The following is a 24,496-nucleotide window of genomic DNA, read 5'->3' on the forward strand; positions in this document are numbered from 1 at the left end:
GATATGATACGCAAACGTGTGCGTCGGCAGAAAAACGCAATATTTATCGTTAATTCACACCCAGGAGTAATAAAGATGCAAAAGCAAGCTGAGTTGTATCGTGGTAAAGCGAAGACCGTATACAGCACGGAAAACCCGGACCTGTTGGTGCTCGAATTCCGCAATGATACGTCAGCAGGGGATGGCGCGCGCATTGAACAGTTTGACCGTAAAGGCATGGTGAACAACAAGTTCAACCATTTCATTATGACTAAACTGCAAGAAGCGGGCATTCCTACCCAGATGGAGCGACTGCTTTCCGATACTGAATGTCTGGTGAAAAAACTGGAGATGGTACCGGTTGAATGTGTGGTTCGTAACCGCGCAGCAGGTTCCCTGGTTAAGCGTTTAGGCGTTGAAGAAGGTATTGAACTGAATCCGCCGCTGTTTGATCTGTTCCTGAAAAACGATGCTATGCACGATCCAATGATTAACGATTCCTATTGCGAAACTTTTGGTTGGGTGAGCAAAGAGAATCTGGCGCGTATGAAAGAGCTGACCTACAAAGCCAACGACGTGCTGAAAAAGATGTTTGATGATGCCGGTCTGATTCTGGTCGACTTCAAACTTGAGTTTGGTTTGTATAAAGGTGAAGTTGTCCTGGGCGATGAGTTCTCACCGGACGGCAGCCGTCTGTGGGACAAAGAAACGCTGGATAAAATGGACAAAGATCGCTTCCGCCAGAGCCTGGGCGGCCTGATCGAAGCCTATGAAGCCGTCGCGCATCGTCTGGGTGTGAAGTTAGACTAATCCTCCCCTGAGCCGGCGATCGCTCTCCGGCTCATCAATCCCGCCGATTTTGATTACTGTTTCTTATGGTAATCCTGTTCCGAACCGCCTACGATCATCATCATAATGAATAAAAAGTTGAGGTGATTATGCGCTGGCAAGGGCGTCGTGAAAGTGACAATGTGGAAGACAGACGAAATAGCTCCGGTGGCGGCCCTTCTATAGGCGGCCCTGGTTTTCGTTTGCCCAGTGGTAAAGGCGGCATCATCCTGCTGATTGTGGTGCTGGTGGCGGGATATTATGGCGTGGATCTCACCGGATTAATGACCGGCCAGCCAGTTTCCCAACAGCAATCATCACACTCCATCAGCCCAAATGATGATGAAGCAGCAAAATTTACCTCGGTGATTCTGGCCACCACGGAAGATACCTGGGGGCAGCAGTTTGAAAAAATGGGCCGGACCTACCAACAGCCGAAGCTGGTAATGTATCGCGGAGCGACGCGTACCGGCTGTGGCGCAGGTCAGTCGGTGATGGGGCCGTTTTACTGCCCGGCGGATGGTACGGTGTATATCGACCTCTCATTTTATGATGACATGAAAAATAAGCTGGGCGCCGATGGTGATTTTGCTCAGGGCTATGTTATCGCCCATGAAGTGGGTCACCACGTGCAGAAACTGCTGGGTATTGAACCGAAAGTTCGCCAGATGCAGCAGAATGCCTCACAGGCTGAGGTGAACCGTCTTTCCGTACGTATGGAACTGCAGGCGGACTGCTTTGCCGGCGTCTGGGGCAACAGTATGCAGCAGCAGGGCGTGCTGGAGTCCGGCGACCTGGCAGAAGCGCTGAACGCCGCTCAGGCCATTGGCGACGATCGCCTGCAGCAGCAGGGACAAGGACGCGTTGTGCCGGACAGCTTTACCCACGGCACTTCTGAGCAGCGGCTTAGCTGGTTCAAACGCGGTTTTGACAGCGGCGATCCGGGACAATGTAATACTTTTGGTAAAGGCATTTAAGCTACTGAGGCAGGGATGTCTGATAATACGGCGCTGAGCGCGTTAACCGAACAGATGGCCCACGAAGGGATCCGTCGTCTGCTGATTATCAGTGGCGAGGGGAACTGGTGTCAGGAGCGGGCTTTAGCGCTACGCGACACGTTACCCGGCGACTGGTTATGGGTGGGCGCACCCGCCCCTGCTGAGCCGAACTGTACGCCACAGGCGCTGCAAACGTTATTAGGACGCGAGTTTCGTCATGCGGTTTTTGACGCCGGGCAGGGATTTGACGCTGCGGCATTTGCCGCCTTAAGCGGAACGCTGATCGCCGGGAGCTGGCTGGTTTTGCTGACTCCCCCCTGGCATACCTGGCACACGCATCCGGACGTGGATTCACTGCGCTGGAGCGACTGTGCTGAACCTATCCCAACGCCGCACTTTGTTGAACATGTCAAACGGGTGATTTCCCGTGACGGACAGGCGCTGCACTGGCAGCAGCATCACGCAGTTTCCAGCCCGCGTTTTCCTGTTCGTGCAGTCTGGCACGCGGCAACCGGTTACCCTCAGCCTGAACAGGCGATGATTTTAACCCAGTTGCTGGATATGCCTCCCGGCGTGGCTGCGGTCACAGCTGCACGTGGCCGGGGTAAATCGGCTCTGGCAGGGCAACTGATAGCACGTATCAACGGGACCGCGATTGTCACCGCGCCTGCTAAAGCGGCAACGGATGTGCTGGCGCAATTTGCCGCAGAGCGATACCGGTTTATGGCCCCGGATGCGCTGTTAAGCAGTTCTGCAACCGCAGACTGGCTGGTTGTGGATGAAGCCGCCGCGATCCCCGCGCCGCTGCTACACCAACTGGTTGCGCGTTTCCCTCGTACGCTGTTAACCACCACCGTACAGGGCTACGAGGGAACCGGCAGAGGCTTTTTGCTGAAATTCTGCGCCCGCTTTCCTCATCTTCGACGCTATGAGTTGCAACAACCCGTACGCTGGGCGCAGAGATGTCCGCTGGAGAAAATCGTCAGCGATGCGCTGGTGTTTGACGACGAAACCTTTGCGCATGCCCCCTTGGGGGAGCTTAACTTCTCGGCATTTGAGCAACTCTCATGGCAGACAAACCCGGCGCTGCCGTTAGCGGTATATCAGCTACTTTCCGGTGCGCATTATCGCACCTCGCCACTGGATCTGCGGCGAATGATGGACGCGCCGGGTCAGCATTTTCTTCAGGCTTCGGCTGCTGACTCGGTGGCGGGAGCCGTCTGGCTGGTCGACGAGGGGGGATTATCCGCAGAATTAAGCCAGGCCGTCTGGGCCGGATATCGCCGACCAAGAGGAAATCTGGTTGCGCAGTCACTGGCGGCGCACGGCGGAGACCCATTGGCGGCGACGCTCGTCGGGCGGCGGGTCAGTCGAATTGCGGTTCATCCCGCGCGTCAAAGGGAAGGTATTGGGCAACAGCTGATTCTGCAGGCCCGGCACTATTGCACGCAGTGCGACTATCTGTCCGTCAGCTTTGGTTATACGGCTGAATTATGGCGTTTCTGGCAGCGCTGCGGTTTTGTCCTGGTACGGATGGGTAATCATCGGGAAGCCAGCAGCGGCTGTTATACCGCTATGGCGGTGCTGCCCATCAGCGAAGCGGGAAAACGCCTTGCCTGGCGGGCGCACCAGCGCCTGCGACGGGATGCGGAGATTCTTGCTCAGTGGAACGCAGAGCGCATTCCGCTGGTACCACTGAAAGAGACTACGCTTAATGAGGATGACTGGGGTGAGCTGGCTGGGTTTGCTTTCGCGCATCGACCATTACTGACATCATTAGGTTGTCTGAGTCGTTTGCTTGAGCGCAGCGAGTTGCCTCTTCCGGCATTGCGCGGGCGTATACAGGCTCAACGCAGCGATGCTGAATTGTGCCAACAGCTGAAAATATCGGGTCGCAAAGCGCTGTTGGCAGTTCAGCGCGCCGAGGCGGCGCAGGCCTTAAAACAGCTGGATGCTGAGCGTGAACAACGGCTACATAATCGCATTATGCAATGGCAATTTTTTCACTAACTTCTTCAATTTCCTGGCATGGTCATTGCGGTTAAGCGGCGTAGAATGATTCTCATCAGTTAAGGAGATCGCCATGAAACATGACCATTTTGTTGTTCAAAGTCCCGATAAACCCGCTCAACAGCTCTTGTTGCTGTTTCATGGCGTCGGCGATAACCCGGTTGCCATGGGCGAAATTGGCTCCTGGTTTGCGCCGCTGTTTCCGAATGCGCTAATCGTCAGCATTGGCGGGGCAGAGCCTTATGGTACGACTTCCGGGCGTCAGTGGTTTTCGGTACAGGGGATAACGGAAGAGAACCGCCAGGCGCGTATTGACGCGATTATGCCGGTCTTTATCGAAACCGTTCGCTACTGGCAGAAGCAAAGCGGCGTTTCGCCTCAGGCGACCGCGCTGATTGGTTTTTCTCAGGGCTCGATTATGTCGCTTGAGAGTATTAAAGCCGAGCCTGGGCTGGCGTCGCGGGTCATCGCCTTTAATGGTCGCTATGCCACGTTGCCGGAGGTTGCAACCACCGCGACGACGGTGCATTTGATTCACGGCGGTGAAGACCGGGTGATTGAGTTATCTCATGCCGTTGCCGCGCAGGAGGCGTTAATTCGCGCCGGTGGGGATGTGACGCTGGATATCGTCGAAAATCTGGGGCACGCTATTGATGAACGCAGTATGCAGTTTGCGCTCGACCACTTGCGTTTTACCGTACCGAAGCACTACTTTGATGAAGCGCTGAGCGGCGGTAAGCCTCACGATGATGATGTGATTGAGATGATTTAACCCGCAGGCCGAATGGCGATGTGAAACCGCCATTCGGCCTACGTTGGCTTATTTCTTCGGTTGATCCTTGTTTGGCCAATCGTCGTCGTCATCCCATTTATCGTTAAAATCACGATGCGGGGGAAGCTCCGGCTTATTGGCAAGAAATTTCTTGTGGTCGACGCGCTTGAGATCTTTAATCACGTTCAGCAATACGCCTACCAGAAACACCAACACCAGAATCCACCAGTATTTTGCCAGCCAGTCCATGCTCATTTCCTCTTACAGGAACACTCATCAGGCGACGAGTTGCTCCATGATACGTTGATACATACGGGCAAGCAGCTGCAGGTCGGCGGCATTAACACATTCATTAATTTTATGAATGGTGGCGTTGACCGGCCCCAGTTCTACTACCTGTGCCCCCATGCGGGCAATAAAACGCCCGTCGGACGTCCCGCCTGTAGTCAGTAACTGCGGTTTAATCTCATTATAGTGCTCAATGGCGTTCACCACCGCATCCACCAGTTTACCGCGTGCGGTCAGGAACGGCTGACCGGAAAGCCACCAGTCGAAGGTATAACGCAGCTGATGTTTCTCCAGCAGCTCCAGCACCCGGGACTTAATCATTTCATCGTTTAATTCGGTGCTGAAACGGAAGTTGAACTGGATAAACAGTTCGCCGGGAATAACATTGTTGCTGCCGGTTCCTGCCTGAATATTGGCAATCTGCATGCTGGTCGCCGGGAAGAATTCGTTGCCCTGATCCCACTCAATCGCCACCAGTTCATTGAGCATTGGCGCCGCGCGGTGTACCGGGTTATCGGCCAGATGCGGGTAGGCTACGTGGCCCTGCACGCCGTGAATGGTCAGATTGCAGGTCAGTGAACCACGACGCCCATTTTTCACCACGTCGCCAACGATTTCCGTGCTGGACGGCTCGCCAACCAGACAATAATCCAGTCGTTCATTGCGCGCCATAAGTGCTTCAACCACTTTTACGGTGCCGTTTTGGGCGCTGGCCTCTTCGTCAGAGGTTATCAAAAACGCCAGACGACCCTGATGGTTCGGATGCTGGGCGACAAAACGTTCTGCGGCCACGACCATTGCCGCCAGTGAGCCTTTCATATCGGCTGCGCCACGCCCGAACAACATGCCATCGCGAATGGTCGGTTCGAACGGTGGATTAATCCAACGATCGACATCGCCGACAGGCACTACGTCAGTGTGACCGGCAAATGCCAGAGTCTCACCTTTGCCGCGCCATGCCCAAAAATTCTGTGTGTCACCAAAATCCATACGCTCAACGGTAAAACCTACCGCGCGCAGGCGTTCAATCATTAACGCCTGGCACCCGGCATCATCCGGGCTCAGGGAAGGACGGCGAATAAGCTGCTGTGTCAGCTCAATAACCGGGCACGACATAGACTATACCTCATTAAAAAACTGCGTATAACTGGATTCACTAAAGCCAAGCAGCATAGGCTTACCCGGCGCGCAGAGCAATGGGCGTTTGATAATTGCAGGCATTTCAATCATCAATGCAGCAGCAGAGGACGCATCGGTGATTTGGTTACGTGTGGCTTCATCCAGTTTGCGCCAGGTGGTTCCACGTGTATTGAGCAGCGCCTCCCAACCTAATTCGCTGATAAAGGCGTGTAATAACGCGTTGTCCAGGCCGTCGACGCGATAATCATGGAAGCGGTAGTCGACCCCATTGTCTTCCAGCCAGCGTCTGGCTTTTTTAATCGTATCGCAATTCTTAATGCCGTAGAGGGTGATCATTTGAATCCTTATTGACGTAATTTGAATATTTATTCTCGTGTTCTATAAACATGAATAATACATATTGTCATCGAACCGTTATAGAAAAATATAACATTGTTGTTGAATGGTGAATAATGATTCCTGAAAGTTCCAAAATTCACGGGGAACTGAAAATCAGATTTTGCCTGTTTGCATCAGCCTGTTTTTCCATCAGAATTGCCAAAGTCGTAGATGATGTATGAATATTTCAAAATATTGCAGTAAGTCACATAAAATTTATGGGGTTAGCGCATAGTGATTACATATACCCCCGAACACTGGAGGATGTAATCGCAACCATTGGTTAAATGATCTTCTTTTTATGATGATGATTTCGTAGAATGCCCATAATAATAAGAGAGGTTGTTATGATTGAACGTGAACTGGGGAACTGGAAAGACTTTATCGAAGTGATGCTTCGTAAATAATTTTCTGGAAGAAATTCATATCCTGCAAAGGATAATAAAAGGCGACTCAACGTAAGTCGCCTTTTTTGTGTCCGATTATTCTGGGCGTGGCTTCAACGGGAAGCGTCTGCGTACCAGCACAAAGAACAGAGGAACGAAGTAAATCGCAAGGACAGTGGCTGAAATCATCCCGCCCATTACGCCAGTCCCCACCGCATGTTGACCGCCGGAACCTGCGCCACTGCTGATGGTCATCGGCAACACCCCAAAGATAAACGCCAGTGACGTCATCAGAATTGGGCGTAAGCGTTGGCGACAGGCATGCAGCGTGGCGTCGAGCAAGTCGTGACCTTTCTCGTTCATCTCATTGGCGAATTCAACAATCAATATTGCGTTCTTCGCCGAAAGCCCGATCACGGTGAGTAACCCGACCTGAAAGTACACGTCGTTTTCCAGACCGCGCATCCAGGTAGCGAGCAGCGCGCCAATGACCCCCAGCGGTACAACCAGCATGACGGAGAAGGGAACCGACCAGCTTTCGTACAGAGCCGCCAGACACAGGAACACCACCAGCAAAGAAATGGCGTACAGGGCTGGCGCCTGAGAGCCCGACAGCCGTTCCTGGTAAGACATTGCGGTCCATTCGAGGCCGAATCCGGTCGGCAACTGGTGGACCAGCGATTCCATAATGTCCATCGCCGTACCGGTACTGACGCCTGGGGCGGCTTCGCCAACAATCTCGACGGCGGAGTAGCCGTTATAGCGTTCCAGACGCGGTGAACCCGTTTCCCAGCGCGACGTGGCAAAGGCCGAGAAAGGCACCATGCCGCCGCTATTATTGCGGACGTACCACAGATTGATGTCGTCCGGGAGCATGCGATATTTTGCTGCCGCCTGTACGTAAACCTTCTTCACACGACCCCGGTCCATAAAGTCATTGACGTAGCTGGAGCCCCAGGCCGTTTGCAAGGTGTCGTTGATGTCATCAATGGAAACGCCCAGCGCCTGGGCTTTGCGCTGATCGATATCAATTTGCAACTGCGGGCTGTCGTCCAGACCGTTATGACGAACACGGGTCAGAGACGCGTCTTTCCCGGCCAGCTCAATCAGCTTGTCGCGCGCGGCCATTAACGCATCATGGCCCGCACCGGCGTGATCTTGCAGCTCCATATCGAAACCGGCAGAGCTCCCGAGACCGCTAATCGCCGGAGGGCTGCTGGCGAAGACGCGGGCTTCCTTAATCTTATTAAAGGCTTTAGTCGCGCGCTCGATGATGGCGAAAGAGGTTCCGGTGGTGGTGTCGCGATCATCCCAGTCTTTTAAGCGGACAAACATCCGCGCCACGTTTTGACCGTTCCCGCCAGGGCCGGAACCGACCGTGGAAAAGACCGACGTAATGTTGTCTTTCTCATGGGTGAAGTAATACTTCTCCACTTCCTCAACCACTTTCAATGTTTGCTGCTGGGTCGAGCCGCTGGGCAACTGTATTGAGGTGGTAAACATGCCGCGGTCTTCGAGCGGCAGGAAAGAGGTTGGCAGGCGCAGGAACAGGAAAACCATACCGCCGAGCAGCAGGCCGTAAATCAGTATCCAGCGCAGGCTGCGGTGCAGGATCCTGGCGACGCCTTTTTCGTAGCGTTCGGCGTTGCGGTTAAACATCCGGTTAAACCAGCCAAAGAAACCGGTTTGCCCGTGATGCTCGCCTTTATGTAGCGGTTTGAGCAGAGTGGCGCACAGGGCAGGGGTGAGGATCATCGCCACCAGAACTGAAAGAACCATTGCGGAGACGATGGTAATCGAGAACTGGCGGTAGATAGCCCCGGTAGTGCCGCCGAAGAAGGCCATCGGGATAAACACCGCCGACAGCACCATGGCGATACCGACCAGCGCGCCCTGGATTTGCCCCATCGATTTCCGCGTCGCTTCCCGCGGTGAGAGGCCTTCCTCACTCATAATACGCTCGACGTTTTCCACCACCACAATGGCATCATCGACCAGCAGGCCGATCGCCAGCACCATCGCAAACATCGTCAGGGTGTTAACGCTGTAGCCAAAGGCGTAGAGCACGGAAAAAGTACCCATCAGGACGACGGGAACGGCGATTGTAGGGATCAGCGTGGCGCGGAAGTTTTGCAGGAACAGGTACATCACAAGGAATACCAGCGCGATCGCTTCCAGCAGCGTTTTCACCACGTCGATAATTGAGGCTTTGACAAAGGAGGTAGTTTCATACGCCACCTTGTATTCCAGCCCATGCGGAAAATACTGTGAGAGCTCGTTCAGGCGGTCGATAACCAGCTCCGCCGTTGCCATTTCATTGGCGCCGGAGGCCAGTTTTACCCCCAGACCGGAAGCCGGGTGGCCGTTGAAGCGGCTGAGATAGTCGTACTTTTCCGCTCCCATTTCGACCGTCGCCACATCACCCAGTTTAACTTCTGAGCCGTCCTGGTTGACGCGTAGCGTAATCGCGCGGAATTCATCCGGAGTCTGTAGCAGCGACTGGGCGTTGATTGTCGCATTCAGCGCTTGTTTGTCTACCGAAGGCGTGCCGCCAAGTTGCCCGACGGCAATCTGCGCATTCTGTGACTCGATAGCATCGGTCACATCTTTGGCGGTCATCTGGAAGCTGTTAAGTTTGACCGGGTCGAGCCAGATACGCATGGAATATTGTGAACCGTAGGCGTCAATATCGCCCACGCCGTTTATACGACTGAGCGGATCCTGGATATTACTGGCGACGTAGTCGGCGATGTCCTGCTTATCCATTGAGCCATCGGTGGAGACGAAGGCGATGGTCAGAATATTGGTGTCACCGGTCTTGCGCACCGTGACCCCTTGATTCTGTACCGCCTGCGGCAGCTTACGCATTGCCGATTGCAGCTGGTTTTGCACCTGCTGGACGGCTTCATCAGGATCGGTTCCCGCGAGGAAGCTCAGCGTAACCGACGCCTGGCCTGTCCCGCTGCTCTGCGACGACATGTACATCAGATTATCGAGACCAGTCATGTTCTGCTCGATAACCTGGGTGACGGTATTTTCCAGGGTTTGTGCGGACGCGCCAGGGTAGTTCGCGGTTACCCGCACGTTTGGCGGTGCCAGATCGGGGTATTGCTCAACGGGCAGCGAAAAAATAGCCAGGGCTCCTGTCAGGCACAACAGGATTGCTAACACCCAGGCAAAAATGGGGCGATCGATGAAAAAATTCGCCATTAAAAGGGGACCTCGTGTTTCTGCGTATCGTTATGGGTGTGAATTGCTTCACTTTAGCGGCAAGGTACGGGGCAAACGTGGAGAAAAAAAGAAGATAATGTAAATTATCATGCCCGTTTACAGCTTACCTTTCGTGCCAACGCCGTCAGGCCTGGATCGAGAACCGACGGCGCTTTGCGGTTCTTTACGTTAGCTCACCGTCGGATTCTGCCGAACGAAAACTGATGCTCACCAGCGTTCCCCCTCCGGAGGGTTGAGAGAAAGTCAGCGTGCCGCTCAGCCTTTCCGCCCGCTCGCGCATAATATTTAATCCATAGTGCCCCGAAGGCTCATGCGGCTCGCCAATGCCGATACCGTTATCGCGAATATAAACCGTGTGATTACCATCCGGCGCGGTCACGCAACTGACGGCAATTTCGGTTGCGCTGGCATGTTTAATCGCGTTCAGCACCGCTTCACGGACGATCTGCAGCAGATGCACCTGCATTTGCGCGTCCAGCGCCAGGGTCGGTAACCGGCAATCAAGCGTCAGTTTAGCTGAGGTCTGATTTTGCAGCGTTTCCAGCATTTCATGCAGGGCGGAGGGGAGATCGGCCTGCTGTAAAGTCAGGCGGAAGGTGGTGAGCAGTTCGCGTAGCTGGCGGTAGGCATCGTTCAGCGCCTGAGAGAAATCCGCCATAATGCTTTGCGCTGGGGCGTTATCTTCGGGAATCGAACGCTTCAGCAGCGTGAGCTGAATGCGTAAATAAGAGAGCACTTGCGCCAGCGAGTCGTGCAGTTCGCGCGCAATCGTCGCCCGTTCCTCCATTAACAACAGCTGCTGAAAATGTTTTTGCGCCTGGTTGAAGTACAACCCGCGACCGAGCATCGAGGAGACGCTGTTAAGCAACGGGGTAGAAGCATTGACGTTCGGGCTTTGCCAGTGCAGTTCACCGTAGACGGTTTCCTGCATGGTGACCGGCAGGATCTGCATCGGCAGCTCGGGGCTTTTTGCGCCTTCGCTAATTCGCCAGTTATCTCCGACGGTGAGTTCCAGGAAATAGGCGGCGTCATGCTCGCGGACGATCTGTAAAATATGGCGGAAGCAGTACACATCAATCTGACTGGTATTTAACGCCTGAGAGCACTGATACAACACTTCCAGACGACGATTAGCTTCGTGGAGATCGTGGGTCTTCTCAGCGACAGACGCTTCCAGCGAGCGGTACAGCTTGTGTAATTCACTCGACATCTGGCTGAAGGTCTTGCCCAACAACCCGAGTTCGTTGGGCAAATCAGTATCCAGCGACGGGATGTCAAACTGACCGTGTTCAATGTGCTGGCTGGCCACCACCAGCTTATTCAGCGGACGCACCACCTGCTGGCGAATACGCCGTAAGGTAAAGAAAACGAGGGTGAATATGCCGATCCCGCCCGCCAGTGAAATACCAAAAACCAGCATCACTTTGCGTTCGGCATAATGCTGCAGCGCCAGCACGAAGAGATCGATTTGATCGACATAGTTATTGATATTGCTCTGGTACCAATTTAAATCGCCATCGATCAGACGGGCGTTCATTTCCAGCCAGTTTGCATGTAGACGTCCATAGCGACTTTTTACCGCTTGAGGCACATACCACGCGTTCAGGTTCTGGAGTGCTGGCGAGTTTAGCGCCTGCTGGAAAAGCTGGCGGTGAGCGTTAAGCTGCGGACTTTGGCTTTGCAGATCGTAACCCAGACGGTAACTTTGCATGCGCAATGAGCCAGCCACGTTGATGGCTTCGGCATCTCGTAAGCTGCTGGTCAGCGTGAGCAGCGCAATACCCGTTGAGAGAATCGACAACAGCACTATGTAGAAAAAAGCTTTAGCCAGACTGGCCGAGACCGGACGCTTTACCGTCACTTGTGCATCCTCACACAATACACGTCGCGCCTTAAAACAGCCCGAACGATGCGGTGTATTTGATAAATGTTAATAAAACGCCATGAAACTGGATGGTAACTGAAACACAATTTCATATGCGATGAAATAAATTGATCTGCCACAGGTTCTGGATAAATAGTTGTGCTTCCTGGGCAAATGAACATTGCCGCTTCCTTCCGTGTCGGTTAATAACAACACTCATATAAAGAATAAGGTTTTTGCAACCAAAAAAGAAGGAAGCCATGAATCGTTTTATTATGGTTAATAGCCAGCAGTGCCTGGGATGCCATGCCTGTGAGGTCGCCTGCGTCATGGCTCACAATGGCGAGCAGCATGTCCTGAGTCAACGGCATTTCCAGCCCCGAATTACCGTCATCAAGCATCAGCAGCAGCGCAGTGCGGTAACCTGCCATCACTGTGAAGATGCGCCCTGCGCCAGAAGTTGCCCGAACGGGGCAATCAGCCATGATAACGACAGCGTTCAGGTGAACCCGAAAAAGTGTATTGGCTGTAAATCGTGCGTCGTTGCTTGTCCTTTCGGCACGATGCAGATCGTACTCACTCCTGTCGCTAAAGGGAAGGTGAAAGCCACTGCGCACAAATGCGATTTGTGTCAGGGACGCGAACAAGGACCTGCCTGCGTAGAGAACTGTCCGGCGCAAGCGTTACAACTGGTGACGGAAAATTCGCTTACTGGTCTGTCAAAAGCGCGCAGACTACGCACCGCCAGTCTGGAAAGCCAGCCCTGGCACGCCAACGCCACCGATTTCGTTTCGCATAAAATTACCAAACGTGAGCAAATGCAGGCGACGCCTGCGCGTGGTGAGCCGGATAAGCTGGCAATTGAGGCCCGTAAAACCAGCTTTGAGGAGATCTATCTGCCGTTTCGTACGGCGCAGGCGGAACGGGAAGCGTCCCGCTGCCTGAAATGCGGCGACCACAGTATTTGCGAATGGACCTGCCCATTGCATAACCATATTCCGCAGTGGATTGAACTGGTCAAAGCCGGGAATATCGACGCGGCGGTTGAGCTTTCTCACCAGACCAACTGCCTGCCGGAAGTGACCGGGCGCGTATGTCCGCAGGACCGACTTTGCGAAGGGGCATGTACGGTGCGTAGCGAGCATGGGGCGGTCACTATCGGAAATATTGAGCGTTACATCTCTGATCGGGCCCTGAGCAAAGGATGGCGACCGGACTTAAGCCACGTGCAGAAAGTGGATAAGCGCGTTGCTATCATCGGCGCGGGTCCGGCGGGTCTGGCCTGCGCGGATGTGCTGGCGCGCAGCGGAGTCAGCGCCACGGTATACGATCGCCACCCTGAAATCGGCGGTTTGCTGACGTTCGGCATTCCGGCCTTCAAGCTGGACAAATCGCTGCTGGCCCGCCGCCGTGAAATCTTCAGCGCCATGGGTATTCATTTCGAACTTAACTGTGAAGTGGGTAAGGATGTGGCGCTGTCGGCGCTGCTGGAGGATTACGATGCCGTGTTCGTGGGCGTAGGAACCTATCGTTCCATGAAGGCGGATCTGCCGAATGAAGACGCGCCTGGCGTTTATGACGCGTTACCGTTCCTGATTGCCAACACCAAGCAGGTGATGGGGCTGGATGAACTGCCTGAAGAGCCGTTCATCGATACCGCCGGACTGAACGTGGTTGTACTGGGCGGAGGCGATACGGCGATGGACTGCGTGCGTACCGCGCTGCGTCATGGCGCACGCCAGGTGACCTGCGCTTATCGTCGTGATGAAGCCAACATGCCCGGTTCGAAAAAAGAGGTGAAGAACGCCCGGGAAGAGGGGGCGAACTTCGAGTTTAACGTCCAGCCGGTTGAGCTGGTGTTACATGATGATGGGCGAGTCAGCGGCGTGCGTTTTTTACGTACCCAGCTTGGCGAGCCGGACGCGCAGGGGCGTCGTCGCCCGGTTCCCCTCGCCGGGAGTGAGTTTGTCATGCCCGCAGATGCGGTGATCATGGCGTTTGGTTTTCACGCACATGGCATGCCGTGGCTGGAGACGCATGGGGTTAAGGTCGATAACTGGGGGCGCATAGCCGCCAATGTTGAAAGCGCATACCGTTATCAAACCAGTAACCCGAAAATCTTCGCCGGTGGTGATGCGGTACGCGGTGCGGATCTGGTGGTTACGGCCATGGCGGAAGGACGGCATGCCGCCCAGGGGATCGTCGACTGGCTGGGCGTAAAATCAGTCAAATCTCACTAAGTCGCTAAGAAGGCCGGATAAGGCGCGTTAGCGTTGCTATCCGGCTCTGTGCCGCATAATTGCCTGATGGTGCTTCGCTTATCAGGCCGACATTGCACCAAGACAAACCCGGTTTCACGGCGTAGTATTATTTCTCACTTCTTGCTGTGGAGCCGGTATGTCGCAAAAAATTACCCTCATCAAAGATAAAGTCCTTTCCGATAACTACTTCATCCTGCGCAATATTACCTATGACCTGACCCGTAGCAATGGTGAGGTGATTCGCCACAAACGCGAGGTTTACGATCTCGGCAACGGCGCCACTATCCTGCTGTATAACCCGGAGAAGAAAACGGTGGTGCTCATCCGCCAGTTTCGCGTCGCCACCTGGGTCAATGGTAATGAAAGCGGTCAACTGATTGAAACCTGCGCCGGGCTGCTGGATAACGACGAACCGGAAGCGTGCATTCGGAAAGAGGCCATTGAAGAGACCGGCTTTGAAGTGGGTGAAGTGCGTAAGCTGTTTGAGCTCTATATGTCGCCGGGCGGCGTGACGGAGATAATTCATTTCTTTATTGCGCAATACAGCGACAGCCAGCGGGCAAATGCGGGCGGAGGGGTGGAAGATGAAGATATTGAGGTTCTGGAGCTGCCGTTCACCCAGGCGCTGGAAATGATTAAAACAGGTGAAATCCGTGACGGTAAGACGGTGCTATTGCTGAACTATTTGCAGTCGTCGCATCTCATGGACTAATGCGCGGGATTTATATTTCTTTACAAATTTTCGGCCAATCCGACGATTCTTATTGAGCCACATCAGTCGCGCAAGGAAGATACCGCTTAGGCTGTGTGTTTTGACTTCGGGGTTGTACCGTCCATGCGCTATCGCGTTATTTTACTTTTCCTGCTCGGGTTGTTACCCGTCCGTTTGCTGTGGGCCGCGCCCGCGCAACAGACGTTTTCTGACTGGCAGGTGACGTGCAATAACCAAAACTTTTGCGTGGCGCGCAATACCGGGGAACATCACGGCCTGGTCATGACCTTGAGCCGCAGTGCCGGGGCACATACCGACGCCGTGTTGCGTATTGAACTGGGTGGGCTGGAATCGCCCACAGCCAAAGAGAGCGATATTGCGCCACGTCTGCTACTGGATGGCTCAGCGCTCCCGCTTCGCGGCGAACACTGGCGTATTACCCCCTGGCAACTGATGACCGATGATCCGGCCACCATCAGCGCATTTTTAACAACCGTACAGGACGCGAAGGCAATAACCCTGCAAAAAGGGACGCAAAACCTGTCCCTGGTCGGGCTAAAAGCCGCGTTGCTTTTTATCGACGCCCAGCAAAAACGGGTCGGTAGCGAAACCGCATGGATCGAAAAAGGCGACGAGCCTCCGCTCAGCGTACCTCCCGCTCCCGCTTTAAAAGGCGTGGCTGTGATTAACCCAACGCCAACGCCTCTCACGCAACAAGAGCGCAGTGAATTGCTGGATTACGGTAACTGGCGGATCAACGGTATTCGCTGTTCGATCGATCCGCTGCGTCGCGAGATGCGCGTCACGGCCTTAACGGATGATAAAGCGCTGCTTATGATCGGCTGTGAAGCCGGGGCATATAACACCATCGATCTGGCGTGGGTGGTTTCACGTACTACCCCGTTGACGTCACGGGCGGTACGGCTAAGCCTGCCTTTTAAAACGGATGCGGAAAGTCGCGATATGGAGCTGACCAACGCCACGTTTGATGAGAAGTCGCGCGAGCTGGTAACCCTCGCTAAAGGACGAGGGTTGGCTGATTGCGGTATCCAGACTCGCTGGCGCTACGACGGCCAGCGTTTTCGTCTGGTGCGCTATGCCCAAGAGCCAAGCTGCGATAACTGGCATGGGCCAGATGCCTGGCCCACGCTGTGGATCACACGTTAAGCACCTTATGCGCTTTGTCGACAATGTTATCCACCGTAAAGCCGAAGAACGGGAACAGCTTGTCTGCCGGAGCCGACTCCCCATAACCCGTCATACCGACAATCGCCCCTTTCAGCCCAACATATTTGTACCAGTAGTCGGCAATTCCTGCTTCTACCGCCACGCGCGCGCTGACGTTTGAGGGGAGAACCGATTCCCTATACGCCTCATCCTGGGCGTCGAAGATATCGGTTGAGGGCAGAGAAACCACTCGCACGTTACGACCTTCACCGGTCAGTTTTTCCGCCGCCAGCAGCGTGATTTCCATTTCTGAACCGGTAGCAATCAGGATAACATCCGGCTTACCGCCACCATCCTTCAGTACATAGCCGCCGCGGGCAATCTGCTGCACTTGCTCAGGCGTCCGCTCAACCTGCGCCAGATTTTGCCGCGAGAGGATCAGCGCCGTTGGCCCGTCATGGCGTTCGACCGCCAGCTTCCAGCCTACCGCCGCTTCAACCTGATCGCAGGGTCGCCAGGTGCTGAAATTAGGCGTCAGACGCAGGCTGGCGAGCTGTTCGACGGCCTGGTGCGTGGGACCATCTTCCCCAAGGCCAATCGAGTCGTGGGTATAAACCATGATTTGTCTGGCTTTCATCAGCGCCGCCATGCGTGCGGCATTACGGGCATATTCGACAAACATCAGGAATGTTGCGGTGTACGGTACGAAGCCCCCGTGGTGAGCGATACCGTTGGCAATCGCGGTCATGCCAAACTCCCGCACGCCGTAGTGGATGTAGTTTCCTGCATGATCCTCTTTAAGAGAAGTGGAGCCTTTCCAGATGGTCAGGTTGCTGGGCGCCAGATCCGCCGAACCGCCAAGTAGCTCAGGCAGTATCGGCCCGTAAGCGTTCAGAGTATTTTGCGAGGCCTTACGGGTGGCGATTTTGGCCGGATTGGCCTGCAGCTCGGTGATATATTTCTGGGTCGTTTCTTCCCACTCTTCCGGCAGTCCACCGCTCATCCTGCGGGTAAACTCTGCCGCCAGGTCCGGATGCGCATGTCGATAAGCGGCGAACTTCTCATTCCAGCTCTGTTGGGCTTTCTCGCCTTTTTCACGAGCGTCCCACGCCCGGTAAATCTCTTTGGGGATTTCAAAGGCAGGATGATGCCACCCCAACTTCTGCCGGGTCAGCGCCACTTCTTCTTCACCCAGCGCAGCGCCGTGCGCTTCCTCTTTCCCGGCTTTATTCGGTGAACCAAAACCAATCACCGTGCGGCAGATAATCAGCGACGGTTTATCGGTAACGGCCTGTGCTTCCTGAATCGCTTTTTTCACCGCCTCAGGGTCATGACCGTCAATCTCGTGCACTACATGCCAGTGATAGGCCTCAAAGCGTTTCGCGGTATCGTCGGTAAACCAGCCGTCGGTTTCGCCATCAATTGAGATGCCGTTGTGATCGTAAAAGCCGATGAGTTTGCCAAGTCCCAGGGTGCCCGCCAGCGAGCACACTTCGTGAGAAATGCCCTCCATCAGACAGCCGTCGCCCATAAAGACCCAGGTATAGTGATTAACAATCTCGTGGTCTGGCTGGTTAAACTGCGCCGCCAGCGTGCGTTCTGCAATCGCCATTCCAACAGCGTTGGCTAAACCCTGACCCAACGGTCCGGTGGTGGTCTCCACGCCCGGCGTATAGCCAATTTCCGGGTGTCCTGGTGTCTTCGAATGGAGCTGGCGGAAGTTCTTTAACTCTTCGAGCGGCAGGTTGTAGCCGGAAAGATGCAACAGGCTGTAAAGCAGCATTGAGGCGTGGCCATTGGATAAAATAAACCGGTCACGATCGTACCAGGTGGGATCGGACGGGTTATGGCGCAGGAAATCGTTCCACAGTACTTCGGCGATATCGGCCATCCCCATTGGTGCTCCAGGGTGGCCAGAGTTAGCTTTTTGGACGGCATCCATACTTAGCGCACGAATGGCATTGGCAAGCTCTTTACGGGTCATAGGAAATACTCCTTGAAAAGTAAAGTGTTAGATGCTTGTTGTGATTCACACTTTTGAGATAATTGCGGGCGTTGTCAGCAAAAAGCATAGCAGACAAGCATGGTATTGCTGGCTTAAGCAGGTAACATAGATGTTATAAATTGATAACAAATTCTTTCTTTGAATGGTGAGAGTATGGGGACCTTCAAAGTTTGTGCCGTTGACTGAGGTGATAATGTGCGGCTCAGTAGAATGGTTACCCGCGCCACTTTTTTGATAGATACGTGAAAGGAACAACAAGATGGATGACCAGTTAAAACAAAGCGCCCTCGATTTCCACGAATTTCCGGTACCCGGTAAAATCCAGGTTTCTCCGACCAAGCCTCTGGCAACCCAGCGCGACCTCGCGTTGGCCTACTCGCCGGGCGTGGCTGCACCGTGTCTTGAAATTGAAAAGGACCCGCTGGCAGCCTACAAATACACCGCACGCGGCAACCTGGTTGCGGTTATTTCCAACGGTACTGCGGTTCTGGGCCTGGGTAATATTGGCGCGCTGGCCGGTAAACCAGTGATGGAAGGTAAAGGCGTTCTGTTTAAGAAATTCGCCGGGATTGACGTGTTCGACATCGAAGTTGATGAACTCGATCCGGATAAATTTATCAACGTGGTAGCGGCGCTTGAACCAACGTTTGGCGGCATTAACCTCGAAGATATCAAAGCGCCGGAGTGCTTCTACATTGAGCAAAAACTCCGTGAGCGCATGAATATTCCGGTATTCCATGATGACCAGCACGGCACGGCAATCATCAGTACTGCCGCAATCCTTAACGGTCTACGGGTGGTTGAGAAAAATATCTCTGATGTGCGTATGGTGGTGTCCGGTGCAGGTGCGGCGGCGATTGCCTGTATGAACCTGCTGGTGGCGCTGGGTATGCAGAAACACAACATTGTGGTCTGCGACTCCAAAGGGGTGATTTACAAAGATCGTGAACCAAACATGGCGGAAACCAAAGCGGCTTACGCAGTGGTGGATGACGGTAAGCGTACGCTGGATGATGTCATTGACGGCGCGGATATTTTCCTCGGTTGCTCGGGTCCGAAAGTGCTGACGCAGGAAATGGTTAAGAAGATGGCGCGTGCGCCAATGATCCTGGCCCTCGCCAACCCGGAACCGGAAATCCTGCCGCCGCTGGCGAAAGAGGTGCGTTCTGACGCCATCATTTGCACCGGCCGTTCCGACTACCCGAACCAGGTTAACAACGTTCTGTGCTTCCCGTTCATCTTCCGCGGCGCGCTGGACGTCGGCGCTACTGCCATCAACGAAGAGATGAAACTGGCTGCGGTACACGCCATTGCTGAGCTGGCGCACGCCGAGCAGAGCGAAGTGGTGGCCTCCGCCTATGGCGACCAGGACCTGAGCTTCGGGCCGGAATACATCATTCCGAAACCGTTCGACCCGCGTCTGATCGTCAAAATTGCCCCTGCGGTGGCGAAGGCGGCGATGGATTCCGGTGTGGCAACGCGTCCAATTGCCGACTTTGACGCTTACATCGATAAGCTGACCGAATTCGTCTACAAAACCAACCTGTTCATGAAGCCGATTTTCTCTCTGGCACGCAAAGCGCCGAAGCGCGTGGTGCTGACTGAAGGGGAAGAGGCGCGTGTACTGCATGCCACGCAGGAGCTGATCACTTTAGGTCTGGCGAAACCGATCCTGATCGGTCGTCCGAGCGTTATCGAAATGCGTATCCAGAAACTGGGTCTGCAGATCAAAGCAGGCGTCGATTTTGAGATCGTCAACAATGAATCCGATCCGCGCTTTAAAGAGTACTGGAGCGAGTACTACCAGATTATGAAACGTCGTGGTATTACCCAGGAGCAGGCGCAGCGTGCGGTAATTGCCAACACCACGGTGATCGGCGCGATCATGGTGCAGCGTGGCGAAGCGGATGCAATGATCTGCGGTACGATAGGCGACTACCATGAGCACTTCAGCGTGGTGAAAGAGGTGTTTGGTCATCGCGATGGCGTGCATACTGCCGGGGCGATGAACGCCTTGCTGCTGCCAAGCGGTAACACCTTTATCGCCGATACCTACGTTAACGACGATCCTACGCCGGAGCAACTGGCGGAAATCGCCGTGATGGCGGCAGAAACCGTGCGCCGCTTTGGTATCGAACCGAAGGTAGCGCTGCTGTCGCACTCCAACTTTGGTTCATCTAACTGTCCGTCGGCCAGCAAAATGCGCGAAGCGCTGGAGCTGATTAAGGCGCGTGCGCCAGAGTTGATGATTGATGGCGAAATGCACGGCGATGCCGCGCTGGTGGAAAGCATCCGTCATGACCGCATGCCGGACAGTCCGCTGAAAGGTTCAGCGAATATTCTGGTGATGCCGAATATGGAAGCTGCCCGTATTAGTTACAACTTACTACGCGTTTCCAGCTCTGAAGGCGTAACGGTCGGCCCGGTGCTGATGGGGGTTGCGAAACCGGTTCACGTATTAACGCCGATCGCTTCTGTTCGTCGTATCGTTAATATGGTGGCGCTAGCGGTCGTAGAAGCCCAAACTCAGCCGCTGTAATTTCACTTTAATTTATTTCCGGCGCGGGTTTCTCCCGCGCCTTTTTATTTCCCCTTTCTTAGTGATCCACTTCACCTTTTAAACATGGTTGCCGAATTTTGTTATTTACTCTGACAAAAAATTGCCACGATGAGGGCAGTTTTAGCGGAGGCGGTGAGCAATGGAAAAAGAACGCATTATTCAGGAATTTGTGCCGGGGAAACAGGTTACGCTGGCGCATCTCATTGCGCACCCTGGTGAGGAACTGGCGAAAAAGATCGGCGTTCCCGAAGCGGGCGCTATCGGCATCATGACGCTGACGCCAGGCGAAACCGCGATGATTGCCGGTGACTTAGCTATGAAGGCGGCAGATGTACATATCGGCTTTCTCGATCGATTCAGCGGTGCGCTGGTCATCTACGGCTCGGTAGGCGCGGTAGAAGAAGCGTTATTACAGACGGTAAGCGGTCTGGGTCGGTTATTAAATTTCACTTTGTGCAACCTGACAAAAAGTTAATCAGAGGCGGCGATGAAACGTATTGCGTTTGTCGGTACGGTGGGGGCGGGGAAAACAACGCTCTTTAATGCGCTACAGGGAAATTATTCCCTCGCCAGAAAAACACAGGCCGTGGAGTTTAATGAAAATGGCGATATCGACACGCCAGGAGAATATTTTAGCCATCCGCGCTGGTATCACGCCTTAATTACCACGCTGCAGGATGTTGATACGTTGATTTATATACACGCGGCAAATGATAAAGAAAGTCGCTTACCTGCCGGGCTGTTGGATATCGGCGCCAGTAAACGACAAATCGCCGTTATCAGCAAAACGGACATGCCGGATGCCGACGTCGCCGCAACGCGACAACTACTTCGCGGGATAGGGTTCCAGGAGCCGATTTTCGAACTCAACAGCCATGACCCGCGCAGCGTGCAGCACCTGGTGGATTATCTGACTGAGCTCAGCCAAAAGGAGGAAAGGGCAGGTGAAAAAACTCATCACAGCTAACGATATTCGTGCGGCCCACGCACGCGGCGAACAGGAAATGTCGGTTGTTCTGCGCGCCAGCATCATCACCCCGGAGGCGCGCGAAGTTGCGGAGCTGCTGGGCGTCACCATCAGTGAATGCGATGAATCCGCGCCAACCGTCGCTGCTGCTGCACCGGCTGCGGTGGATGATGGCAAAACGGAAAGCCAGCGCATTCGCGAAACCATCATTGCGCAGTTACCGGAAGGGCAGTTTACCGAAAGCCTGGTCGCCCAACTGATGGACAAAGTCATGAAGGAGAAACAGTCGCTGGAGCAGGGCGGAATGCAGCCGAGCTTTAACTCGGTGACCGGCAAAGGCGGCGTCAAAGTCATCGACGGCAGCAGCGTGAAGTTTGGTCGTTTTGACGGCGCACAGCCGCACTGCGTGGGTTTAACCGATCTGGTGACCGACCAGGACGGTAGCAGCATGGCCGCCGGGTTCATGCAGTGGGATAACGCTTTTTTCCCATGGACGCTGAACTACGACGAAATCGACATGATTCTGGAAGGCGAGCTGCACGTTCGCCACGAAGGTGAAACCATGATTGCTAAAGCCGGGGACGTGATGTTTATCCCGAAAGGCTCCAGCATCGAATTTGGTACGCCATCGACGGTGAAATTTCTGTATGTGGCCTGGCCTGCGAACTGGCAGTCCTGCTAAGGCGGATGTATGAAGGATTTCATTACCGAAGCATGGCTTAGAGCGAATCATACGCTCAGCGAAGGGGCTGAAATTCATCTCCCCGCTGATGCTCGCCTGACGCCATCTGCCCGGGAATTACTGGAAAGCCGACATCTGCGCATTAAGTTTATCGACGAGCAGGGCAGCCTGTTTATTGATGACGAAGCACAGCAGCCGCAGCCGGTGCATGGTTTAACCAGCAGCGATACGCATCCACAGGCCAGTTGCGAACTGTGTCATCAACCGGTGGTGAAGAAAGCAGACACGCTGACGCATCTGACAGCGGACAAGATGGTCGCTAAAAGTGACCCGCGGCTGGGATTTCGCGCCGCGCTGGACAGCACCATCGCCCTGGCCGTGTGGTTGCAGATAGAGCTGGCGGAACCGTGGCAGCCGTGGCTGGCGGATATCCGTTCGCGTCTGGGCAACATTATGCGCGCCGACGCTATCGACGAGCCGCTGGCAGCACAAGCTATCGTCGGTTTAAGCGACGAAGATTTACACCGGCTTTCGCATCAGCCGCTGCGCTATCTGGACCACGACCATCTGGTGCCTGAAGCCAGTCATGGCCGTGATTGCGCGTTGCTTAATCTGCTGCGTACCAAAGTCCGTGAAACGGAGACGGTGGCGGCCCAGGTATTCATCACCCGTAGTTTTGACGTGATGCGACCGGACATCATGCAGGCGCTCAATCGCCTTTCCAGTACGGTCTACGTGATGATGATTCTGAGCGTAGCGAAGCATCCACTGACGGTTAGCCAAATTCAACAGCGACTGGGGGAGAAGCAATGATCATTGAACGTGCTCGTCAACTCGCCCAGCGCTCACCTGCACGGGTGGTGTTCCCGGATGCGCTGGATGTTCGGGTGTTGAAAGCGGCAAATTACCTGCATCAGCACGGTCTGGCACATCCTGTTCTCGTCGCCAGTCCGTTTGCGCTGCGCCAGTTTGCCCTCAGCCATCGGGTGGCGATGGATGGCATTCAGGTTATCGACCCGCAAAGCAACCAGTCCATGCGTGAAGAGTTTGCGCTGCGCTGGCTGGCCCGCGCGGGAGATAAAACGCCTGCAGATGCGCTGGAAAAACTCAACGATCCGCTGATGTTCGCCGCCGCCATGGTTAGCGCGGGTAAAGCTGACGTCTGTATTGCGGGCAATTTGTCGTCGACAGCAAACGTGCTGCGCGCTGGGTTACGCATTATTGGGTTACAGCCAGGCTGTAAAACGCTGTCGTCAATTTTCCTGATGCTGCCGCAGTACCTCGGGCCGGCATTAGGGTTTGCCGATTGCAGCGTCGTGCCGCAGCCCACAGCCGCGCAGCTGGCGGATATTGCGATTGCCAGCGCGCAGACATGGCAGGCGATCACCGGTGAAGAACCGCGCGTGGCCATGCTGTCGTTTTCAAGTCAAGGCAGCGCTCGTCATCCTAACGTCGCTAACGTGCAGCAGGCTACGGAGATCGTTCGTGAGCGCGCCCCGCAGCTTACCGTGGATGGGGAACTGCAATTTGATGCCGCCTTTGTTCCGGATGTCGCCGCGCAAAAAGCGCCCGCCAGTCCGTTAAAGGGCAATGCCAATGTGATGGTCTTCCCATCGCTGGAGGCAGGCAATATTGGCTACAAAATCGCCCAGCGTCTGGGAGGGTATCGTGCCGTAGGTCCGTTGATCCAAGGGCTTGCCGCACCGCTTCATGACCTCTCTCGCGGCTGTAGCGTACAGGAAATTATCGAACTGGCGTTGGTGGCAGCAGTGCCGCGTCAGACTGACATGAGTCGTGAAAACGCCTCACACACACTGGTTGTTTAGGTCCCGTTCTGGACCCCTTAATGAGAGGAAAACACAATGGAAGCATTAGGAATGATTGAAACCCGGGGCCTGGTTGCACTGATTGAGGCTTCTGACGCAATGGTTAAAGCGGCACGCGTGAAACTGGTCGGCGTGAAGCAGATCGGCGGCGGTCTGGTTACTGCAATGGTCCGTGGCGACGTAGCGGCATGTAAAGCCGCAACGGATGCTGGTGCTGCTGCTGCACAGCGTATTGGTGAGCTGGTTTCCGTACACGTAATCCCGCGTCCGCATGGCGATCTGGAAGAAGTGTTCCCGATCAGCTTTAAAGGCGACAGCAACGACATGTAAGTCGTCCATGTGACGCCACAGACTTCATTGCTGGCGTCACCCTCTCTCCTTTTCACATTACCTTCTGCGGAGGGTAGGGGGAGGTTTTACCTGAAATATGCCACGGAGGCGC

The 24,496-nt window shown here is 54.6% G+C and carries 21 protein-coding genes; 15 read left to right on the plus strand and 6 right to left on the minus strand.

All coding sequences use genetic code 11. The features are described 5' to 3' along the window. The first annotated feature begins 75 nt into the window (after positions 1–75). From purC to ypfH, 4 genes are all read left to right on the plus strand, one after another. On the plus strand, positions 76–789 hold the full coding sequence (purC, locus tag BZK42_RS19145) for a phosphoribosylaminoimidazolesuccinocarboxamide synthase (protein WP_003835086.1): 714 nt from the start codon (positions 76–78) through the stop codon (positions 787–789). 128 nt (positions 790–917) lie between these two features. Next, the gene (gene ypfJ / locus BZK42_RS19150; RefSeq protein ID WP_016153970.1) at positions 918–1,784 is read left to right on the plus strand and encodes a KPN_02809 family neutral zinc metallopeptidase; all 867 of its coding nucleotides are present in this window, start codon (positions 918–920) and stop codon (positions 1,782–1,784) included. A gap of 15 nt (positions 1,785–1,799) precedes the next feature. Further along, complete coding sequence (locus tag BZK42_RS19155; RefSeq protein ID WP_080859833.1) at positions 1,800–3,815, plus strand: tRNA(Met) cytidine acetyltransferase TmcA; 2,016 nt, start codon at positions 1,800–1,802, stop codon at positions 3,813–3,815. A gap of 73 nt (positions 3,816–3,888) precedes the next feature. Next, complete coding sequence (gene ypfH, locus BZK42_RS19160) at positions 3,889–4,587, plus strand: esterase (protein WP_080859835.1); 699 nt, start codon at positions 3,889–3,891, stop codon at positions 4,585–4,587. 48 nt (positions 4,588–4,635) lie between these two features. On the opposite strand, the gene BZK42_RS19165 is transcribed toward ypfH, so the two are convergent. From BZK42_RS19165 to BZK42_RS19175, 3 genes are read right to left on the minus strand one after another with little or no spacing between them, the layout of a single operon-like run. After that, positions 4,636–4,836 carry a YpfN family protein gene (locus BZK42_RS19165; protein ID WP_003835080.1) on the minus strand — a complete coding sequence of 67 codons (201 nt, stop codon included), beginning with the start codon at positions 4,834–4,836 and terminating at the stop codon, positions 4,636–4,638. Between the two features lie 27 nt (positions 4,837–4,863). Then, positions 4,864–5,991: a succinyl-diaminopimelate desuccinylase gene (gene dapE, locus BZK42_RS19170; RefSeq protein ID WP_080859837.1), complete on the minus strand. Its 1,128-nt coding sequence runs from the start codon at positions 5,989–5,991 to the stop codon at positions 4,864–4,866. A 3-nt stretch (positions 5,992–5,994) separates the two neighbouring features. Continuing rightward, positions 5,995–6,351 carry an ArsC family reductase gene (locus BZK42_RS19175; RefSeq protein ID WP_016153966.1) on the minus strand — a complete coding sequence of 119 codons (357 nt, stop codon included), beginning with the start codon at positions 6,349–6,351 and terminating at the stop codon, positions 5,995–5,997. A 389-nt stretch (positions 6,352–6,740) separates the two neighbouring features. Here BZK42_RS19175 and ypfM point away from each other — a divergent pair, with 389 nt between their 5' ends. Beyond that, positions 6,741–6,800, plus strand: a complete 60-nt coding sequence (gene ypfM / locus BZK42_RS28405) for a protein YpfM (RefSeq protein ID WP_001386977.1) — start codon at positions 6,741–6,743, stop codon at positions 6,798–6,800. A gap of 75 nt (positions 6,801–6,875) precedes the next feature. Here the strand turns inward: ypfM and acrD are convergent, their stop codons facing one another. After that, positions 6,876–9,989: a multidrug efflux RND transporter permease AcrD gene (gene acrD / locus BZK42_RS19180; protein ID WP_016153965.1), complete on the minus strand. Its 3,114-nt coding sequence runs from the start codon at positions 9,987–9,989 to the stop codon at positions 6,876–6,878. Between the two features lie 184 nt (positions 9,990–10,173). Further along, positions 10,174–11,871, minus strand: coding sequence for a nitrate/nitrite two-component system sensor histidine kinase NarQ (gene narQ / locus BZK42_RS19185; RefSeq protein WP_016157109.1), 1,698 nt, complete (start codon positions 11,869–11,871; stop codon positions 10,174–10,176). 263 nt (positions 11,872–12,134) lie between these two features. Between narQ and aegA the strand changes: the two genes are divergently transcribed. From aegA to BZK42_RS19200, 3 genes are all read left to right on the plus strand, one after another. Then, a complete protein-coding gene (gene aegA, locus BZK42_RS19190; protein WP_080859839.1) occupies positions 12,135–14,114 on the plus strand; it encodes a formate-dependent uric acid utilization protein AegA in 1,980 nt (659 codons plus the stop codon). Positions 14,115–14,271: 157 nt separating this feature from the next. Beyond that, complete coding sequence (gene nudK / locus BZK42_RS19195; RefSeq protein ID WP_080859841.1) at positions 14,272–14,847, plus strand: GDP-mannose pyrophosphatase NudK; 576 nt, start codon at positions 14,272–14,274, stop codon at positions 14,845–14,847. 123 nt (positions 14,848–14,970) lie between these two features. After that, a complete protein-coding gene (locus BZK42_RS19200) occupies positions 14,971–16,014 on the plus strand; it encodes a DUF1176 domain-containing protein (RefSeq protein ID WP_047358261.1) in 1,044 nt (347 codons plus the stop codon). Here BZK42_RS19200 and tkt read toward each other — a convergent pair. Next, positions 16,004–17,998, minus strand: coding sequence for a transketolase (tkt, locus tag BZK42_RS19205; protein WP_016157105.1), 1,995 nt, complete (start codon positions 17,996–17,998; stop codon positions 16,004–16,006). The genes BZK42_RS19200 and tkt overlap by 11 nt on opposite strands. Before the next feature lie 280 nt (positions 17,999–18,278). Here tkt and maeB point away from each other — a divergent pair, with 280 nt between their 5' ends. The 7 genes from maeB (at position 18,279) to eutM (ending at position 24,384) form a co-directional block, all read left to right on the plus strand. Further along, positions 18,279–20,558 (plus strand): NADP-dependent oxaloacetate-decarboxylating malate dehydrogenase, encoded by a 2,280-nt coding sequence (gene maeB / locus BZK42_RS19215; protein ID WP_016153959.1) that lies wholly within the window; start codon positions 18,279–18,281, stop codon positions 20,556–20,558. Between the two features lie 160 nt (positions 20,559–20,718). Next, positions 20,719–21,054: an ethanolamine utilization microcompartment protein EutS gene (gene eutS / locus BZK42_RS19220; protein ID WP_003037995.1), complete on the plus strand. Its 336-nt coding sequence runs from the start codon at positions 20,719–20,721 to the stop codon at positions 21,052–21,054. A gap of 12 nt (positions 21,055–21,066) precedes the next feature. Beyond that, a complete protein-coding gene (gene eutP, locus BZK42_RS19225; protein ID WP_016153958.1) occupies positions 21,067–21,546 on the plus strand; it encodes an ethanolamine utilization acetate kinase EutP in 480 nt (159 codons plus the stop codon). Beyond that, positions 21,524–22,228, plus strand: a complete 705-nt coding sequence (eutQ, locus tag BZK42_RS19230; protein ID WP_049270083.1) for an ethanolamine utilization acetate kinase EutQ — start codon at positions 21,524–21,526, stop codon at positions 22,226–22,228. The genes eutP and eutQ overlap by 23 nt, the downstream gene beginning before the upstream one ends. 9 nt (positions 22,229–22,237) lie before the next feature. Continuing rightward, positions 22,238–23,041 carry an ethanolamine utilization cob(I)yrinic acid a,c-diamide adenosyltransferase EutT gene (gene eutT / locus BZK42_RS19235; RefSeq protein WP_080859843.1) on the plus strand — a complete coding sequence of 268 codons (804 nt, stop codon included), beginning with the start codon at positions 22,238–22,240 and terminating at the stop codon, positions 23,039–23,041. Next, on the plus strand, positions 23,038–24,054 hold the full coding sequence (gene pta / locus BZK42_RS19240) for a phosphate acetyltransferase (RefSeq protein WP_016153955.1): 1,017 nt from the start codon (positions 23,038–23,040) through the stop codon (positions 24,052–24,054). Before eutT ends, pta begins: the two co-directional genes overlap by 4 nt. A 36-nt stretch (positions 24,055–24,090) precedes the next feature. Next, complete coding sequence (gene eutM / locus BZK42_RS19245) at positions 24,091–24,384, plus strand: ethanolamine utilization microcompartment protein EutM (RefSeq protein WP_003835054.1); 294 nt, start codon at positions 24,091–24,093, stop codon at positions 24,382–24,384. Positions 24,385–24,496 lie beyond the last annotated feature (112 nt).

This window comes from Citrobacter braakii (assembly GCF_002075345.1).
GTDB classification, from domain to species: Bacteria; Pseudomonadota; Gammaproteobacteria; order Enterobacterales; family Enterobacteriaceae; genus Citrobacter; species Citrobacter braakii.

What these genes read in the sequence shown, in the direction of transcription:
- eutT (WP_080859843.1), top strand. Translation starts at nt 22,238, where the DNA reads ATGAAGGATTTCATTACCGAAGCATGGCTTAGAGCGAATCATACGCTC.
- tkt (WP_016157105.1), bottom strand. Translation starts at nt 17,998, where the DNA reads ATGACCCGTAAAGAGCTTGCCAATGCCATTCGTGCGCTAAGTATGGAT.
- aegA (WP_080859839.1), top strand. Translation starts at nt 12,135, where the DNA reads ATGAATCGTTTTATTATGGTTAATAGCCAGCAGTGCCTGGGATGCCAT.
- nudK (WP_080859841.1), top strand. Translation starts at nt 14,272, where the DNA reads ATGTCGCAAAAAATTACCCTCATCAAAGATAAAGTCCTTTCCGATAAC.
- ypfJ (WP_016153970.1), top strand. Translation starts at nt 918, where the DNA reads ATGCGCTGGCAAGGGCGTCGTGAAAGTGACAATGTGGAAGACAGACGA.
- dapE (WP_080859837.1), bottom strand. Translation starts at nt 5,991, where the DNA reads ATGTCGTGCCCGGTTATTGAGCTGACACAGCAGCTTATTCGCCGTCCT.
- pta (WP_016153955.1), top strand. Translation starts at nt 23,038, where the DNA reads ATGATCATTGAACGTGCTCGTCAACTCGCCCAGCGCTCACCTGCACGG.
- eutP (WP_016153958.1), top strand. Translation starts at nt 21,067, where the DNA reads ATGAAACGTATTGCGTTTGTCGGTACGGTGGGGGCGGGGAAAACAACG.
- BZK42_RS19155 (WP_080859833.1), top strand. Translation starts at nt 1,800, where the DNA reads ATGTCTGATAATACGGCGCTGAGCGCGTTAACCGAACAGATGGCCCAC.
- BZK42_RS19165 (WP_003835080.1), bottom strand. Translation starts at nt 4,836, where the DNA reads ATGGACTGGCTGGCAAAATACTGGTGGATTCTGGTGTTGGTGTTTCTG.
- eutM (WP_003835054.1), top strand. Translation starts at nt 24,091, where the DNA reads ATGGAAGCATTAGGAATGATTGAAACCCGGGGCCTGGTTGCACTGATT.
- purC (WP_003835086.1), top strand. Translation starts at nt 76, where the DNA reads ATGCAAAAGCAAGCTGAGTTGTATCGTGGTAAAGCGAAGACCGTATAC.
- BZK42_RS19200 (WP_047358261.1), top strand. Translation starts at nt 14,971, where the DNA reads ATGCGCTATCGCGTTATTTTACTTTTCCTGCTCGGGTTGTTACCCGTC.
- acrD (WP_016153965.1), bottom strand. Translation starts at nt 9,989, where the DNA reads ATGGCGAATTTTTTCATCGATCGCCCCATTTTTGCCTGGGTGTTAGCA.
- maeB (WP_016153959.1), top strand. Translation starts at nt 18,279, where the DNA reads ATGGATGACCAGTTAAAACAAAGCGCCCTCGATTTCCACGAATTTCCG.
- eutS (WP_003037995.1), top strand. Translation starts at nt 20,719, where the DNA reads ATGGAAAAAGAACGCATTATTCAGGAATTTGTGCCGGGGAAACAGGTT.
- BZK42_RS19175 (WP_016153966.1), bottom strand. Translation starts at nt 6,351, where the DNA reads ATGATCACCCTCTACGGCATTAAGAATTGCGATACGATTAAAAAAGCC.
- ypfH (WP_080859835.1), top strand. Translation starts at nt 3,889, where the DNA reads ATGAAACATGACCATTTTGTTGTTCAAAGTCCCGATAAACCCGCTCAA.